The 16059-nt window shown below is 67.6% G+C and carries 14 protein-coding genes; 7 read left to right on the plus strand and 7 right to left on the minus strand.

What is annotated here, in order from left to right; all coding sequences use genetic code 11:
- Window positions 1-7: 7 nt before the first annotated feature.
- The 5 genes from AC1DP9_RS15500 to AC1DP9_RS15520 all read right to left on the minus strand — a co-directional run bounded on the left by AC1DP9_RS15500 (window position 8) and on the right by AC1DP9_RS15520 (window position 5626).
- Window positions 8-991, minus strand: coding sequence for a Csu type fimbrial protein (locus tag AC1DP9_RS15500; RefSeq protein ID WP_477107836.1), 984 nt, complete (start codon window positions 989-991; stop codon window positions 8-10).
- Entirely contained in the window at window positions 988-3474 is a 2487-nt protein-coding gene (locus AC1DP9_RS15505; protein ID WP_477107837.1) for a fimbria/pilus outer membrane usher protein, read from the minus strand. Before AC1DP9_RS15505 ends, AC1DP9_RS15500 begins: the two co-directional genes overlap by 4 nt.
- 18 nt (window positions 3475-3492) lie before the next feature.
- Window positions 3493-4200 (minus strand): fimbrial biogenesis chaperone, encoded by a 708-nt coding sequence (locus AC1DP9_RS15510; protein ID WP_477107838.1) that lies wholly within the window; start codon window positions 4198-4200, stop codon window positions 3493-3495.
- A gap of 61 nt (window positions 4201-4261) precedes the next feature.
- Entirely contained in the window at window positions 4262-4759 is a 498-nt protein-coding gene (locus AC1DP9_RS15515; protein ID WP_477107839.1) for a Csu type fimbrial protein, read from the minus strand.
- Between the two features lie 249 nt (window positions 4760-5008).
- On the minus strand, window positions 5009-5626 hold the full coding sequence (locus tag AC1DP9_RS15520; RefSeq protein WP_092291971.1) for a response regulator transcription factor: 618 nt from the start codon (window positions 5624-5626) through the stop codon (window positions 5009-5011).
- Between the two features lie 309 nt (window positions 5627-5935).
- On the opposite strand from AC1DP9_RS15520, the gene AC1DP9_RS15525 reads away from it, so the two are divergent.
- Window positions 5936-6376 (plus strand): universal stress protein, encoded by a 441-nt coding sequence (locus AC1DP9_RS15525; RefSeq protein WP_092291969.1) that lies wholly within the window; start codon window positions 5936-5938, stop codon window positions 6374-6376.
- A gap of 9 nt (window positions 6377-6385) precedes the next feature.
- Here AC1DP9_RS15525 and AC1DP9_RS15530 read toward each other — a convergent pair whose 3' ends face one another.
- Together AC1DP9_RS15530 and AC1DP9_RS15535 are read right to left on the minus strand one after the other, a co-directional pair.
- Window positions 6386-7420 (minus strand): serine/threonine protein kinase, encoded by a 1035-nt coding sequence (locus tag AC1DP9_RS15530; RefSeq protein WP_092291967.1) that lies wholly within the window; start codon window positions 7418-7420, stop codon window positions 6386-6388.
- Between the two features lie 14 nt (window positions 7421-7434).
- Window positions 7435-9042, minus strand: coding sequence for a DEAD/DEAH box helicase (locus AC1DP9_RS15535; RefSeq protein WP_477107840.1), 1608 nt, complete (start codon window positions 9040-9042; stop codon window positions 7435-7437).
- A gap of 391 nt (window positions 9043-9433) precedes the next feature.
- On the opposite strand from AC1DP9_RS15535, the gene AC1DP9_RS15540 reads away from it, so the two are divergent.
- The 6 genes from AC1DP9_RS15540 (at window position 9434) to lnt (ending at window position 15662) form a co-directional block, all read left to right on the plus strand.
- A complete protein-coding gene (locus AC1DP9_RS15540) occupies window positions 9434-9820 on the plus strand; it encodes a hypothetical protein (RefSeq protein ID WP_477107841.1) in 387 nt (128 codons plus the stop codon).
- Window positions 9821-9923: 103 nt separating this feature from the next.
- The gene (gene miaB, locus AC1DP9_RS15545) at window positions 9924-11276 is read left to right on the plus strand and encodes a tRNA (N6-isopentenyl adenosine(37)-C2)-methylthiotransferase MiaB (RefSeq protein WP_477107842.1); all 1353 of its coding nucleotides are present in this window, start codon (window positions 9924-9926) and stop codon (window positions 11274-11276) included.
- Window positions 11277-11284: 8 nt separating this feature from the next.
- The gene (locus AC1DP9_RS15550; protein WP_092291961.1) at window positions 11285-12298 is read left to right on the plus strand and encodes a PhoH family protein; all 1014 of its coding nucleotides are present in this window, start codon (window positions 11285-11287) and stop codon (window positions 12296-12298) included.
- Between the two features lie 2 nt (window positions 12299-12300).
- On the plus strand, window positions 12301-13041 hold the full coding sequence (ybeY, locus tag AC1DP9_RS15555; protein ID WP_477107843.1) for an rRNA maturation RNase YbeY: 741 nt from the start codon (window positions 12301-12303) through the stop codon (window positions 13039-13041).
- Window positions 13042-13161: 120 nt separating this feature from the next.
- A complete protein-coding gene (locus AC1DP9_RS15560) occupies window positions 13162-14046 on the plus strand; it encodes an HlyC/CorC family transporter (protein WP_092291957.1) in 885 nt (294 codons plus the stop codon).
- Window positions 14043-15662: an apolipoprotein N-acyltransferase gene (gene lnt, locus AC1DP9_RS15565; protein ID WP_477107844.1), complete on the plus strand. Its 1620-nt coding sequence runs from the start codon at window positions 14043-14045 to the stop codon at window positions 15660-15662. Before AC1DP9_RS15560 ends, lnt begins: the two co-directional genes overlap by 4 nt.
- Window positions 15663-16059 lie beyond the last annotated feature (397 nt).

Below are 16059 nucleotides of genomic sequence, written 5' to 3' on the forward strand. Positions count from 1 at the left end.
ACGTGAACTAGTACGTAATCGTGACGATGATCGTGTCGCGATAGAGGCCCGGCGCTGCTCCGGCCTGCGGTGGCACCTGGCCGTAGACCGTGTTTTGGTTGGTCAAGCCATTGCCCGTACCCATCAGGAGCGTCGCCCCGCCCGTACCATCCCCCCAGGCGATGTTGTGCGTGGCATCGACATACAAGCCATACGTCAGGGTCTCCGTGCCGCCATCGCGTGTCATCTTGCGCGCGGTTGGGGTGGCCCCGGCTCCCGTGCCGTTGTTGAGCGCGAGGGAATATGCCGTGCCCGCCGTGCACGTCACGCCGATGCTGCCGTTGGCCGACACGGGCCCGCTGATCAGGCCGATCTGCCCAAAATCGATATTGGTCGCCGTGATGTTGCAGTCCGACACCACCGTCGCGCGGACGGTGAAAGTCCAGGACGTGCCTTGCGGCATGCTCGTCGAGCAGGCCGGTGGCGTGGACACATAGCCTTGCACGTTCATGTTCGTGTCCGCGGTGGTGTAGATCGCGGTATAGCTGCCGGCCGGCACCGTCGCCTGCGGCAGCAGCATGTAGCCGTAGTACATCACCGTGGCGGTGGCCATGCCGAATGAATCGGCCTGCAGCGTCACCGACCGGGACTGCGGCGGCGTGAAGTACACGGAGCCCCACGGGGTGGTGTGCGACGCGTTCTGGTAGAGGTTGTACGCCAGCGGCGTCGAGGTCGCGCCGGTCATGGTCCGATTCGCCACCGTACCGCCGCCCGGCGAGCCGAAACTCAGGCAGACACGGGCGAACTTGGTCGTCATGTCGGTGCATTCGACTTTCACCTCGCCGTTGACACTGACCGGCGTGGTGGTCAGCACGTTGACATCGCCAAACTCGATATCGCTCATCGTGACGGTGCAGTCGATGGCGTACGCGCTGCCCGCCCACCCCAGCCAGATGAACAGCCCGCAGGCCAGCAGGTGGCGGACCAGACGGCGAACCAGGCCGGTGTTCATGGGCGCTCCCGGAGGACGCAGGGGAAGGGGCCGATGGTGGTCATCACATCGCGCGGGGCATAGGGCACCTGCGCCGTGCAGGTCCTGTCGCCAATGGTCACTGTCACCCGGTTGTCCGGCTGCAGCGCGGGGAGGAACACGGCGCCGTCGTAGCCGACCACGGCCGTGGCATCGCTCCCTTCCAGCACGACATGCGCCCCCACCGGCAGCGGCTGGCCCTGACCATCGACCAGCAGCACGGTAGCGCCCTCGTAGCGCGTGACCGGGAAGCGCACTGTCACGCCGGCACGCGTGGGCGGCACCACGACCTGGCGGTCCGTCGTCACGCTGGCCTCGGCCGGCAGTCCAAGGGTGCTGATGGCGATCCGGTTGCCGTCGTACGGCAGCAGGTCGGGCACGAGCAGGCGGCCGCCGGCATTGGTCTTGCCGACCAGCCGGTTCTCGCGCAGGACCGGCACATCGGGCAGGCCGTCGGTCGACACCACGGCGAAGGCGTCGTAGATCGACCGTCCGGCCAGCAGCGCGCCATCCGCCACCACCAGCGCCCCCGCCCCGTAGAGCGAGACATGGTTCGACTCGATGCTGCCCGAGTTGATGTGCTCGGCCTGCGCCGTCACGTCGCCATAGCGGCCGCGATAGTCCACCCGGCCCAGGCCACGGCGATAGCTTTCGCTGCCGGCGTCGGCCTGCACGTTCCAGCCGAAACCGCCCTTGTCGTAGTCGACGGGCCGGTTGGCCGACACCGAGACACTCTTGCGGCCATCGTACGAACTGGCATTCGTGCCGACACTCACGCTGTTGCCGAGCGAAATGGTCACGCCGATGAAGGCGCCGACGGTCTGCTGCTGGTCGTAGTCCTTGAACACGTTGGCGAAGATGTTGAAACGCGAGCCGATGGCCGCCGTATAGCCGACCGACACGATGCGCGAGCCGCCGAGGAACGACGCATCCTGGCGCGAGTAGCTGACCGACAGCGTCTGGCGCGCCGTCAGCGGCACGCTGAGCGTGATGTACAGCTGATTCTCCGGCACGGGCACGCCCTCGAGCGTGCCGAGATCGCGATACTGGTTCGCCGCGTGGATGCCCTGCACCGTGAAGCTGAACGCGCGCGAGATGTACTGGTAGCCGCCGCTGAACTGCATGCCGCTGGCATCGCCTGTACTGCCGGAGATGGCCGCGTTCGCCACGCCGAAGTACCCGAGCTGCACCAGCCCGCCGATGCCGGCGTTGCGCAGGCCGCTGGCGGCCTCCGCATGCGCTTCCACGGTCACGGCGTCGGTCATGCCATAGCGTCCTGAGGCCGTGGCGGTGGGCGAGCCGGCGTAGTCGAAGGACAAGCTGCCATAGTTGCGCCGCGCGTAGCCGGCCTGCACCGCGTACTCCGACAACCCCTTCGCGAGCAGCCGCGAATCGACATACAGCGGCCGGTTGACGATCACCTCGCGCCCCAGCTGGTCGCGGTAGACCAGCGTGGCGGTGCCTGCGCCAGTCAGGGCCGGCGGCGTGGCGATCACGAAGGGGCCGCCCGACGACTGCGCCGAGAACTGGCGCAAGCCGTTGAGATAGAGGTCCACCGTGGTCGGGACCACCGCGCTGCCGCCCAGCGACGGCACCGGGTAGGTCACGAGGTCCGGGCGGGTGTTGAAGTTGTGCGCCACGCTGATCCCGCCCATGCGCACCGACCGCGACCACGGCAAGGCGGCGGAGACGAAATCGCCAATCGTGTAGCTCATCAGCCGGCGGGGGTCCTCGTAGGTCCAGTAGGTGTCCTGGCGCAGGTACTCGGTCTGGCCCTCGTGCAGCGTGGTGACGCCCGAGTTCTGGAACACGCCGAACGGCGCGTAGAAGCGCAGCTCGCTCGACAGGGACAAGGTCCGGTTCAGGCGGTCGTAGCTGTCGGCGAAGGCCTGCTCGCCGAGCAGCGGCTGCGGGCCGTGCGTGCCCGAGCCCTGCAGCGGGCTGGGCTTGCGCTGCGCCGCGCGCTGCTCGTCCAGCGAGAGCCGCGTGGTCTGGAGATTGAACGCGTAGTTCACCACCAGGCCGGTGCCGGACTGCACCGGCGGCAGCACGGGCGGCTCGGCGCCGAGCCGCTGGGCCCTGAGCAGCCCCTCGGGCACGCGCAGCGCGATGCGCTGGGCGGCGGCGTCGTAGTCGTAGCCGAGGCCAGGCACGGCGTCCAGGGCGATCTGCTGGTCTGGGCCGAACGGCAGGTCGTCGACGCGGACGCCGAGTTCCTCCAACTCGCCGGCGGCCATGTACAGCACACCGGCCCGCCGGTCGACGCGAACGATCAGCTCCTTCTCGACACCGTTGACAGCCGCCTGCAGGTAGAAGGCGGTGGAGGCACCGTCATCGGCCTCCGGCACCGGTTGCGACCACGCATGCGCGCCGGCCATCAGGTCCATCGCAACGCCGCAGAGCAGCGCGAGCGCCAGCTTGCGGGGTGCGCGGGCGGCGGCACCTCCACGGGGCGGTTTTGACATGGGCGGGCACGGTCGGCATCAGAGGTCGACCAGCATCTCGCGGCCGTTGATCATCATCTTGACGCGCGTGGGCCGGCCCTTGGCCGCGGCGTCGGCGGGCAGTGGCAGCCTCCATTCGATCGACTTGCCTGGCAGCACGTAGCCGAGCAGGCCGGGCACCACAGGGCTGGTGCCGCCGCCACGGTATACCACCGAGACGTCCGTAGCCTGCGCGTGGCTCTCGCCACGGTTCACGGCGCCGAGCTTCACCAGATTGCCGTCGGCGGAGGCCGTCACCGTGACCTGCGCGGGCTTGAGCTTCTCGCGCGGGAGCACGAACACCGGCAGTGAGTAGCGCATCTGCAGCGTCACGCCGGTCGGCCGGGGCTGGCTGCTGTCCAGGACCTCGTCCACCAGCACCCGGTACGCCTCGACCTGCGTGGCCGGCGACTTCTCCGTGCGCACGAGCCGGATCGACTGCGTCTGGCGCGGCGCCAGCGTCAGCATCGGCGGGCTGGCGACGAGCCGGTTGGTGGGCGACAGCGCGTCCTCGCCCCCCACCTGGTCCCAGCCGAACAATCGCACCTGCGCGTTGAGCGGCGTATCGCCCTGGTTGGTCAGCGTGATGACGGCGGCGGACTGGCCGGGTGGAATCAGCGTCATGGTCGGCTTGACGTGAATCGTCGCCGCGTTCGCAAAGGGCATCGCCAGCAGGAGCGCAAAAGTCGCCAGGAGTGTTCTTGTCATGTTGTGTCTCCGACAGGGGGTCGGGTGGAGATGGCGCGGCAGGTGCCGTTAGGCGCGCGGCTCAATACTGGACAGTGACGGTCACCAGCGACTGGTAGGTGCCCGCCGCCGGCATGGTCTGGGGTGGCATGCGGCCGTAGATCGTCCGCTCCTGGTCATTGCCGTTGCCGGTGGCGCCGACGGTGTCCGTGCCGACCGTCTGGCCCCAGACCGCCGTGCGGGCGGCGTCGCTGTACAACTGGTATTTCAGCGAATTCGTGCCGTTGCTCATGCGCCGGTCCGGCACCGTGGAACCGGTGCCGTCACCGGGGTTCAGCGCGATCGTGTAGGCGGTGCCGGTCGTGCACGCCACGATGATGACGGTGGTCACATCCACCGGCTGGCTGATCGCGCCCACTTCGCCGAAGGCGAGGTTCGGCGTGCTACGGATGTCGCAATCGCTGACCACCACGGCGCTCACGAGGAACGTGCCGGTCTTGGTGGCCGCCCCTGCCAGCTGTGGCACCGGCAGTGACAGCACGGCCGCGATGGCCATGACACGTGAAAGACGAGCAGGCATGACATCTCCTTGTCCGGATCTATCGGGTTCGCATTGCAGGTCGTTGAATTGCGCGGGAATCTCGCCGGATTTACTTGGAAATCGCTGAATCGGCATTCACTGATAAATCGGTTTCCAACGCTCGCGGTGAGAAACAGCAAAAAGATATTTCCGCGCACTGCTGATATAGATGCCGGATAAATCGAAGTCAATCGTGCGTCGCGAGACTCAAGAAAGATTCATCACGGAGCGCCCCCATCACGTCGGGACTTACAGCAAGTGATGTCGTCGCGCAAACTCTGCCAGTTCAATCAGCGATTTGAATTTCAGTTTGCTCATGATATTTGCCTTGTGCGAGCTGACGGTTTTATTGCTGATTTCCAGTAATTCGGATATCGCCTTATTGGTATGGCCCGAGGCCAGCATGCGCAATACCGTCAGTTCGCGCCGGCTCAAAATGCGCGCGGGGTCGCCGGCCACGGCCGAGAGGCGCCGCAGCGTGGGCAGCAGGTGCGTGGGAAACACCGCGAAGCCCTGCATGACGGCGCGCAGGGCCGGCGTGAGTGCGTGCAGGCCGTCGCCCTTGTCGACATAGCCATGGGCGCCGCCATGGATGGCGCGCTCGCCGGCGCCGGTCATCGCGGACAGCACCAGCACCCGGGTGGCGGGATGGCGCGACACGAGTTCGGCCAGCAGGGCCTCGCCGGGCACGCCGGGCAGGCTCAGGTCCACGACGATCAGGTCGGCGATGGCGTCGCGCAGCACGCGCAGCGCGTCGGCGCCGTTGGTGACTTCCGTCACGGTGTCGAAATCGAGGTCCTCGGTGAGGCGGCTTCTGACGGCAAGCCGGATCGCGGGGTGATCATCCACGACAAGGGCGGTGGGCATGGGCTCGGGCTCCTACAGTTGAGTGATGCCCGAGCATAGGCCGTCCGTTTCTGTGCAGGATGCGGAAACGTCGGCAATGACACTGCGAAACTTCCGTGTATCGATGCGGAAATTTCAGCTCCTGCGGATTTGTGTCCGCCCGGGGCGCGCGGATGACATAGGCAAATCACATCGCGACGGACATGACAATCGTGAAATCCTGAAAATTTCGTCTGAATTTGACCTAAGTTGAAAGGCGAGCCCCGCACATCTGCCAATCTGATGAGGATGCGTGACACCTGTGTCATGCCACAACCGGAGATCGCCGCCATGCCCCAAATCATCCTTGCCACCGATGGATCGAACTTCAGCGATGCCGCCGCGCACTTCCTGGCCACCGGACGGCTGCTGCAACCGGGCTATACCGTGCACGTGGTGCACGTCTCGCCCGAAGTCACGGGTCAGGTGCGCGCGTTCGTCAACAAGGACACCATCGACGCCTGGCACCACGATGAAAGCGAGAAGGCCATGGCCTCCGTCTGCAAGATCCTTGGCGATGCCGGCGTGCCGTTCGAGCGCCACCCGCTGCGCGGCTTCGCGCCGGACAAGATCCTGGCGCACGCCAGGGCGGTCCATGCCGATGCCATCGTCATGGGCACCCATGGCCGGGGGTCGTTCTTCGATGCGGTGATTGGTTCCGTGGCGGGCCGCGTGCTGGCGCAGGCCGACTGCCCGGTGATGATGGTCAAGGGCGATCGCCGCCCCGCCTGATCGGCTGGCCTACCCCCAGAGCGGGGGTTCGTCCATCAGCGCGATCTGCTCGCGCAATTCGAGGATGCGGTCCTGCCAGTAGCGCGCCGTGCCGAACCACGGGAACGCGGCCGGGAAAGCGGGATCGCGCCAGCGCGCGGCCAGCCAGGCGCTGTAGTGCAGCAGGCGCAGCGTGCGCAGCGCCTCCACCAGCCATAGCTCGCGCGTCTCGAATTCAGCAAAATCCTCGTAGCCGGCCACGATGTCGGCCAGCTGGCCCTGCATCGCCGCGCGGTCGCCTTCGAGCAGCATCCACAGGTCCTGCACCGCCGGCCCCATGCGGCTGTCGTCGAAATCGACGAAATGCGGGCCCGGCGCGCCGCGTCCGCGGGCGTCTTCCGGATCGATCCACAACACATTGCCACGATGGCAGTCGCCATGCAGCCGCAGCAGGCGGATATCGCCGGCGCGGTCGTAGCAGCGGCGCACGGCGTCCAGGGCCAGGTCCACGGCGGCGCGCCACGGCGCGAGCAGGTCGGCGGGAATGCAGTCGTGGGCGAGCAGGTAGTCGCGCGGGACCACGCCGAAGGTCTCCACGTCGAGCGTGGGACGGGCCTGGTACGGCGCCGACGCGCCCACCGCGTGGATGCGCCCGATAAAGCGGCCCAGCCACGTGAGCGTCTCGGCGCGGTCGAGCGCCGGCTCGCGGCCGCCGCAGCGCGGGAAAACGGAAAATCGGAAATCGTCGTGTACGAGCAGCGTGGCAGGCGGCTGTCCGCCGAGCGAGGCAGACAGCGCCGGCACGGCCGGGATCTCGGCATCGGCCAGTTGCTGGACGAACGCGTGTTCCTCGAGGATGGCGGCGTCAGTCCAGCGGCCCGGCCGGTAGAACTTGGCGATGACCGGCGCGGCATCCTCGATGCCGATCTGCCAGACGCGGTTCTCGTAGCTGTTGAGCGCCAGCAGGCGCCCGTCCGGCTGGAAGCCGGCGGCTTCCAGGGCGTCAAGGATGCACTCCGGCGTCAGGCCGGCATAAGGTACATCCTCGTCGACGGGCGCTGTCATGGGGCGCGTGACGCTCAGGGCTTGCGGCCGCCGAGCAGCGCTGCCTGCGACGCCGGACGACGGTTACGCGCGGGCGGCGCGCCGGCAGCGTCCTGCGCCGGGCGCGGGGCGTTGTTGCCGTTGCCGCCGCGGCCATTGCCGCCGCCGTTACCACCCTTACCGCCGTTGCCACCACCGTTGCCGGCAGCCTGTCGGCCACCGCGGTTGCCGCCGTTGGCACCGTTGCCGTTGCCATTTCCGTTCCCGTTGGCGCCGCGCGCCGGCTGGGCCGGGCGGTTGCGCGGTGCGTCCTGGCGCTGGCCTTCCGGGCGCGGTGCGGCGGGCTTCGGGGCGCGTTCCTGACGGCGGTCGCCGCCCTCGCCCCGGGGCTTGGCCTGTGCCGGCGGGCGCTGGCCACGGCCTGCGCCCTGGCCACCACCACCGCCGCCACGTTGCTGGCGCCCCTTCTGGATCGGCTCGGCCACGATGCTCGGGTCCACTTCGAAGCCCGGCAGGACGGTCTGTTCGATCTGGCGCTTGATCAATCGTTCGATATCGCGCAGCAGGCCGTGCTCATCCACGCAGACCAGGGAGATCGCCTCGCCCTCGGCGCCGGCGCGGCCCGTACGGCCGATACGGTGCACATAGTCCTCGGGCACGTTCGGCAGGTCGAAGTTGACCACGTGGGGCAACTGGTCGATGTCGATGCCACGCGCCGCGATGTCTGTCGCCACCAGCAGCCGCAGCGTGCCGGCCTTGAACTCGGACAGCGCGCGCGTACGCGCCGACTGGCTCTTGTTGCCGTGGATCGCCAGCGCGGACAGGCCGTCCTTGGTCAGCTGCTCGGCCAGCCGGTTGGCGCCGTGCTTGGTACGCGTGAAGACCAGCACCTGGTGCCAGTCCTCCTCGCGCACCAGGTGGGCCAGCAGTTCGCGCTTGCGTTCGCGGTCCACCGGGTAGGCGCGCTGCGCCACGGTTTCCGCCGTGGTGTTGCGGCGAGCCACTTCGATCGAGGCGGGGTTGTTCAGCAGGCGGTCGGCCAGCGCGCGGATATCGTCCGAGAACGTGGCCGAGAACAGCAGGTTCTGGCGCTTGGCCGGCAGGATATTCAGGATCTTGCGAATATCGTGGATGAAGCCCATGTCGAGCATGCGGTCGGCTTCGTCCAGCACCAGCAGTTCTACCTGGGAGAGGTCGATGGTCCGCTGCGACACGTGGTCGAGCAGCCGGCCCGGCGTGGCCACGACGATATCGACGCCGCGCTTGAGGGCCTCGATCTGCGGGTTGATGCCCACGCCGCCGAACATCACCATCGAGCGCAGCTTCAGGTATTTGCCATAGTTGCGGACGCTCTCCTCCACCTGGGCGGCAAGCTCACGCGTGGGGGTCAGCACCAGTGCGCGCACTGGCTGGCGTGCCCCGCGCGGGGCCGGATTGTGGGCGGCGGATTCGCCCAGCAGCTGCAGCATCGGCAGCGTGAAGCCCGCGGTCTTGCCGGTGCCGGTCTGGGCGCCGGCGAGCAGGTCGCCACCTTTGAGAATGGCAGGGATAGCCTGCGCCTGAATCGGGGTCGGCGTGGTGTAGCCCTGTTCGGCCACGGCACGCACCAGCTTGTCGGACAAGCCTAGATCGGAAAAAGACATGAAATGACGCTTCAGCCGCCCGTCACGCAAGGGATTGCGCCAATCGCAGGGCGGCATGGGTAGGAAACCGAACCTGAAGCACCCCGAAGGGGGTCAGGTCCCGGTGGGACGGGCCGATTGCCCCCGCCTCCGGTGGGAGAAGGGCCGTAGTGTACCAGCCCGGCGCCCTCCCCATACCCTGCCGGCGATGGGGTGGCGCCGGCTCCACCCCCGCCGCCCCCCCGCCCCGGGCCGCCGGGGGTGTCCGGATCTCGCCACATCAGGCGCCCGGCACCCTCCCAAAGGGGGTGCAAGGCGGGCGATGCGGGTAGAATACCGGGTTGCCCGGCCCGTGCGCATGTCGCGCGGACGGCGCCATTCCCCTCACCAGTCACCCGAAGCCGGAGTCATCATGTCCTTGCGGTTCTCCCTGACGCGTCAGTCCGTGTTCCTGGCGGTGGTTGCCGCCGCCCTGGCCTTGCCCGGCGCGGCCGCGCTGGCCCAGGACATGCCCGTGGCCGGCACCCCGGTCCGCGTGATTCCGGCCGATGCGCCGATGGCGCGCATGGTGATGGCGATGCCCACGGCCTCCACGCCGCTGACCGCCAAGCTCGACAGCAAGACGGTGGCCACGGCGCCCGGCCTGCGGGTCTTCAGCACGGAAACGCAGCTGCTGAACCCGGTGGTCATCGCCGGCAAGAAGCTCCCGGTGCGCTACAAGCTGGACCTCTACGGCCAGCTCCAGACCGCCTGGGTGCTGACCGATGCCGAGGTGAAGGAATGGAAGGCCTCGCATTAAGTTGAAAAACACGTAGCAGGCGGCCCGCCCCCCCCCGGCCGCGTTGTCCCCAGAAGCAGAAGCAAACCCTGATGCCCCCAGGTAAACCACTGAGACCGGCACCATGAAAAAAGTATTCGTAAAGACGTACGGCTGCCAGATGAACGAGTATGACTCGGACAAGATGGTGGACGTACTCAACGCCTCGCAGGGCATGGAGCCCTGCGACAACGTCGAAGACGCCGACGTCATCCTCTTCAACACCTGCTCCGTGCGCGAGAAGGCCCAGGAGAAGGTGTTCTCCGAGCTGGGCCGCATGAAGGCGCTCAAGGCCGCCAAGCCGGACCTCGTGATCGGCGTGGGTGGCTGCGTGGCCAGCCAGGAAGGCGCCAGCATCGTCTCCCGCGCGCCCTACGTGGACGTCGTGTTCGGCCCGCAGACGCTGCACCGCCTGCCGGACCTGATCGATCGCCGCCGCCGCACCGGCCAGTCCCAGGTCGACATTTCCTTCCCCGAGATCGAGAAATTCGACCACCTGCCGCCCGCCAAGGTGGACGGCCCGAGCGCGTTCGTCTCGATCATGGAAGGCTGCTCGAAGTACTGCAGCTACTGCGTGGTGCCCTACACGCGCGGCGAGGAAGTCTCCCGCCCGTTCGAGGACGTGCTGGCCGAAGTGGCCGGCCTGGCCGACCAGGGCGTGCGCGAAGTCACGCTGCTGGGCCAGAACGTCAACGCCTATCGCGGCGCGATGGGCGGTACGACGGAAATCGCCGATTTCGCCCTGCTGATCGAATACGTGGCCGAGATCCCCGGCATCGAGCGCATCCGCTACACCACCAGCCATCCGAAGGAGTTCACCTCGCGGCTGGTGGAGCTGTACGAGCGCTGCGACAAGCTGGTAAACCATCTCCACCTGCCTGTGCAGCACGCCTCGGACCGCATCCTGATGGCGATGAAGCGCGGCTACAGCGTGCTCGAGTACAAGAGCATTATTCGCCGCTTGCGGGCGATCCGGCCGACCATGTCGATGTCGTCCGACTTCATCATCGGCTTCCCCGGCGAGACCGATGCCGACTTCGAGAAGCTGATGTCGATGATCGAGGAAGTCGGCTATGACACCTCGTTCTCGTTCATCTTCAGCCCGCGCCCCGGCACGCCGGCGGCCAACCTGCACGACGACACCCCGCATGACGTGAAGCTGCGCCGCCTCCAGCGGCTGCAGGCCACCATCGAGGAAAACGTGCAGCGCATCAGCCAGGGCATGGTCGGCACGGTCCAGCGCATCCTCGTGGAAGGCCCGGCCCGCAAGGACCCCACCGAGCTGCACGGCCGCACCGAGAACAACCGCGTGGTCAACTTCGCGCTGCCCGGCGTACCGCAGGCGCGGCGCGACCAGATGATCGGCCAGATGGTCGATGTCAGCATCACGCAGGCATTCCCGCACTCGCTGCGCGGCGAGATCGTGGTGCGCCAGTAAGGACCTCCATGAAAATCCAGACGGCGGAATTCGTCGCACCCAAGGACGACAACGCGCGGCTCCAGAACCTGTGCGGGCCGCTCGACGAGAACCTGCGCCAGATCGAGCAGGCGCTCGACGTGACGATCCAGCGCCGCGGCCACCGCATGACGGTGCGCGGCGCGCGCGCCCAGGACGCCGCGCTGGCGCTGGAGCGCTTCTATAACGATTCGCGCGTGTCGCTGTCGATCGACGACATCCAGCTTGGGCTGGTGGAATCGCGCCAGATCTCCGCGCACGGCGCCTACCTGCCCGAGACCACGGCCAGCGGCTACGCCAATGGCGAGGAAGACCCGCGCGGGCTGGATGAATCCCCGGTGCTGCACACGCGCCGCATCGGGCTGCAGGGCCGCACCGCCACGCAGCGCGAGTACCTGCGCCACATCCTCGCGCACGACCTGACGCTGGGCATCGGCCCGGCCGGCACGGGCAAGACCTACCTGGCCGTGGCCTGCGCCGTGGACGCGCTCGAGCGCGATGCCGTCAAGCGCATCGTGCTGACCCGCCCGGCCGTGGAGGCCGGCGAGCGGCTCGGCTTCCTGCCGGGCGACCTCGCCCAGAAGGTGGACCCCTACCTGCGCCCGCTCTACGACGCCCTGTACGACCTGCTCGGTTTCGATCGCACGCAGAAAATGTTCGAGCGCCAGATGATCGAAGTCGCGCCGCTGGCCTACATGCGCGGCCGCACGCTGAACCACGCGTTCATCATCCTCGACGAAGCCCAGAACACCACGCCGGAACAGATGAAGATGTTCCTGACGCGGATCGGCTTCGGCGCCAAGGCCGTGATTACCGGCGACACCACCCAGATCGACCTGCCGCGCGGGCAGAAAAGCGGCCTGGTGGAAGCCCAGCACGTGCTGCGCGATGTACGCGGCGTCGCGTTCACGCGCTTTACCAGCACCGACGTCGTGCGCCATCCCCTGGTGGCGCGCATCGTCGATGCGTATGACGAATTCCACGCCCAGCACAAGGACGCCTGATCTTGACCAAGAAGCCTCCCGCCGCCAGCCTCATCCTGTTCGATGCCGACGGCCGCGCGCGCAAGAGCGCCGCAAACGCGCTGCGCGTGCAACTGCCCGATGGGCGCAGCCTGACCGTGGACCTGTCCCAGGCCGCCGAAGGCGTGGTGGCCCTGCTGGCCGAACACACCGATACCCGCCAGCAGGCCGGCCTGCTGGTGCGGCCGGACAACCACGACGCCGTGTCGGTCGCCGTGACGGCTACGCCACTTGTGACCACCACCGGCACCCCGGCCACGCCGCCTGAGGTCGAACTCGACGTCCAGTATGGCGATGGCGTGCGCAAGCGCACCGGCCTGCCCTCCGCCAAGCAGATCGGCAAATGGGTGCGCTCGGCGCTGTTCGCCGATGCCGCGCTGACCATCCGTTTCGTCGACGAGGAAGAAGGCCGCACGCTGAACCGCACCTATCGCGGCAAGGACTACGCGACCAATGTGCTGACCTTCGCCTATGCGGAGCATGCCGACGACCCGGTGACCGGCGACATCGTGCTGTGCTGCCCCGTGGTGGAGGCCGAGGCCAAGGCGCAGAAGAAGCCGCTCGACGCCCACTACGCGCACCTGATCGTCCATGGCGCGTTGCACGCCCAGGGCTACGAGCACGAGGAAGACGGCGAGGCCGAGGAAATGGAGGCGATCGAGACCGAGACGCTCCAGGCGCTCGGCTACGCCGACCCGTACCTGCCGGTGCGCGAGGATCGCTGAAGCGAAAGATTGTGAAGTGCCGTGTGCGCCACCTGCGTGCGCCACGGCACCCCCTGTCACGGGGCAGGAATCCTTTTAGTGTATGCTTCAGACGATCTCCACCACGCGCTAAGCCGCGACATGAACGACCCCTATCCCAGTTCGAAACCTGCCAATCACAAGCAGGCGGATCGCCCAAGGTCCCTTCTCGAACGCCTCACCGATTTCATTTCCCCTGAGCCGGACACGCGCGCCGAACTACTGGAAGTGCTGCAGGAAGCGCATGAGCGCAACCTGATCGACGCCGATTCGCTCTCGATGATCGAGGGTGTATTCCAGGTCTCCGAGTTGACCGCCCGCGACATCATGGTGCCCCGCGCCCAGATGGACGCCGTCAACATCGCCGACGCGCCCGAGACGTTTATCCCCTATATGCAGCAGACGGCGCACTCGCGCTTTCCGGTCTACGAGGGGAGCCGCGACAACATCATCGGCATCCTCCTGGCCAAGGACCTGCTGCGCTATTACACCGACGACACGTTCGACCTGCGCGAAACGCTGCGCCCGGCCGTGTTCATCCCCGAGTCCAAGCGGCTCAACATCCTGCTGCGCGAGTTCCGGATCAACCGCAACCACATCGCCATCGTCGTGGACGAGTACGGCGGCGTGGCGGGGCTGGTGACGATCGAGGACGTGCTCGAACAGATCGTGGGTGACATCGAGGACGAATTCGACCTCGACGAGGACCACGACAACATCCTGCCGACCGCCGATGGCGCCTGGCGCGTGCACGGGCTGACCGAGATCGAGCAGTTCAACGAGGCCTTCGGTACCGCCTTCCCCGATGACGACGTGGACACCGTGGGTGGCCTGCTGACCAATCATCTGGGGCATGTGCCCCATCGTGGCGAAATCATCACTTTGCCGCCGCTCCGCTTCGAAGTGCTGCGCGCCGACGCGCGGCAGGTGCACCTGCTCCAGGTGCGCCGCGAGGCAACCGACCACCTGGCCGTGGCCGACGCATGACGCGCGAAGTCCAGGCCGGCGCCGCCAGCACGGCGAGCGCCCGGCAAACCGGCCAGCGCGCCGGGTCCGCTACCGCTGTGTTCCGGCTGCTCATGGCGGCGACGCTCGGCGTCGCCCATACGCAGGCGTTCGCGCCCCATGACTGGTGGTGGCTGCAGATCCTGTCGATGGCCGGGCTGGTCGCCCTGCTCGCCGATGCCCCGCGTCCGCGCGCGGCGGCCGCCACGGGCTACGCGTTCGGGCTGGGCTGGTTCCTGTCCGGCATCTGGTGGCTCTATATCAGCATGCATGTCTACGGCGAGATGCCGGCCTGGATGGCCGCGCTGGCCGTGGTGCTGTTTGCCGGCTATCTGTCGATCTGGCCCGCGCTGGCCGGCGGCGTCTGGCACTGGCTGACCCAGCGCGGACGCCACGGCGTGCTGCCGGCGCTGGCGTTCGGCGCCACCTGGGCGCTGGGCGAATGGCTGCGCGGCGTGGTGTTCACGGGCTTCCCGTGGCTGGGCAGCGGCTATCCCCATACCGACGGGCCGCTCGCCGGCTTCGCCCCCCTGATCGGCGTGTACGGCATTACCGCGCTGGCTGCGGCGGTAGCCGCGCTATTGGTGACGGCGGTACGCGCCGCCCTGCGCCGCTCGGCTACGCAGGACGCCACGCCGGACACCGCATCGCGCCGTGGCCTCGTCACCGCGCTGGCCCTCGTCATCGGCCTGCCCGCGCTGGGCTTCGCGCTGACGCCCATCGCCTGGACCACGCCGGTGGGCGAGCCAATCTCGGTGCGGCTGCTGCAGGGCAACGTCGCGCAGGACATCAAGTTCGAGCCGGTGGGCATCCAGCGTTCGCTGGAGCTGTACCGCGACCTGATCACGGCGGAGCCGGCCGACCTCGTGGTCACGCCCGAAACCGCGTTTCCGGTGATCCTCCAGGAACTGCCGGTCGATATCGCCCAGGCAGTGCGCCGGCATATGGAATCCACTGGCACCACGGTGCTGTTCGGCGCGGCCGGGGCCGATTCGCCGGTGGACTTCACCAACAGCGTGTTCGCCATCGGCCCGGAGCAGCCCACGCTCTACCGCTATAACAAGCACCATCTGGTGCCGTTCGGCGAGTTCATCCCGTTCGGGTTCCACTGGTTCGTGGACATGATGAAGATGCCGCTCGGCGACTTCCGACGCGGCGGGCTGGACCAGCCGGCGGTGCCGGTGCGCGGCATCCATGTGGCGCCCAATATCTGCTACGAGGATCTGTTCGGCGAGGAAATCGCCGCCACCCTGCGCCAACAGCCGTCACCGGCCAATATGCTTGCGAATGTGACGAATCTGGCATGGTTCGGCGACACCATCGCCCTGGACCAGCATCTCCAGATCTCGCGGATGCGCGCCCTGGAGACGCGCCGCCCGATGCTGCGCGCGACCAATACCGGCATGACGGCGGTGGTGAAGCCAGATGGCACGGTGCAGGCGCGGCTGCCGACCTTCCAGCTCGGCACGCTCGCGGCCACGGTGCAGGGTACGCAGGGGCTCACCCCCTTTGTGCGATGGGGCAATGTGCCGGCGCTGGCGGCCTGCCTGATCGTGCTCGCGCTGGCGTTCGGCGCGCGGCGGCGGGCACGCCCGTAGCGGCGTGACGCTTCGCCAATGAAAAAAACGGGCCTGAGGGCCCGTTTTCTTTACGGCCCGGAGCGGTTAGCCCAGAACCGAGGTCGCCACCGATACCGCGGCTGCGGCGGCCATCACGGCCAGGGCGACAAGATATGGTTTGCGAGAAAGTAGCGTCATGACCAATCCCCAAAAGTTATTGTTGCCCGGACACCTTTTATGAGCGGTTGTCCCCCTGAGGAGGCTGCCCGGGAGCAGCGCGCTGTGAAGCGGCTGCGTAGTTCCACTGTATACAAAAATAGTATCGGCACCTATCGGCGGGTTCTGAATGGCGTGTCAGGATTTACCCGACCCGTTGCGAAAGCCCGACACCGCCGCCGGGGGCCCGTTTCGTGACACAACGTACGGGATTGCCCCC

This window comes from Cupriavidus sp. 01L43, from assembly GCF_056399925.1.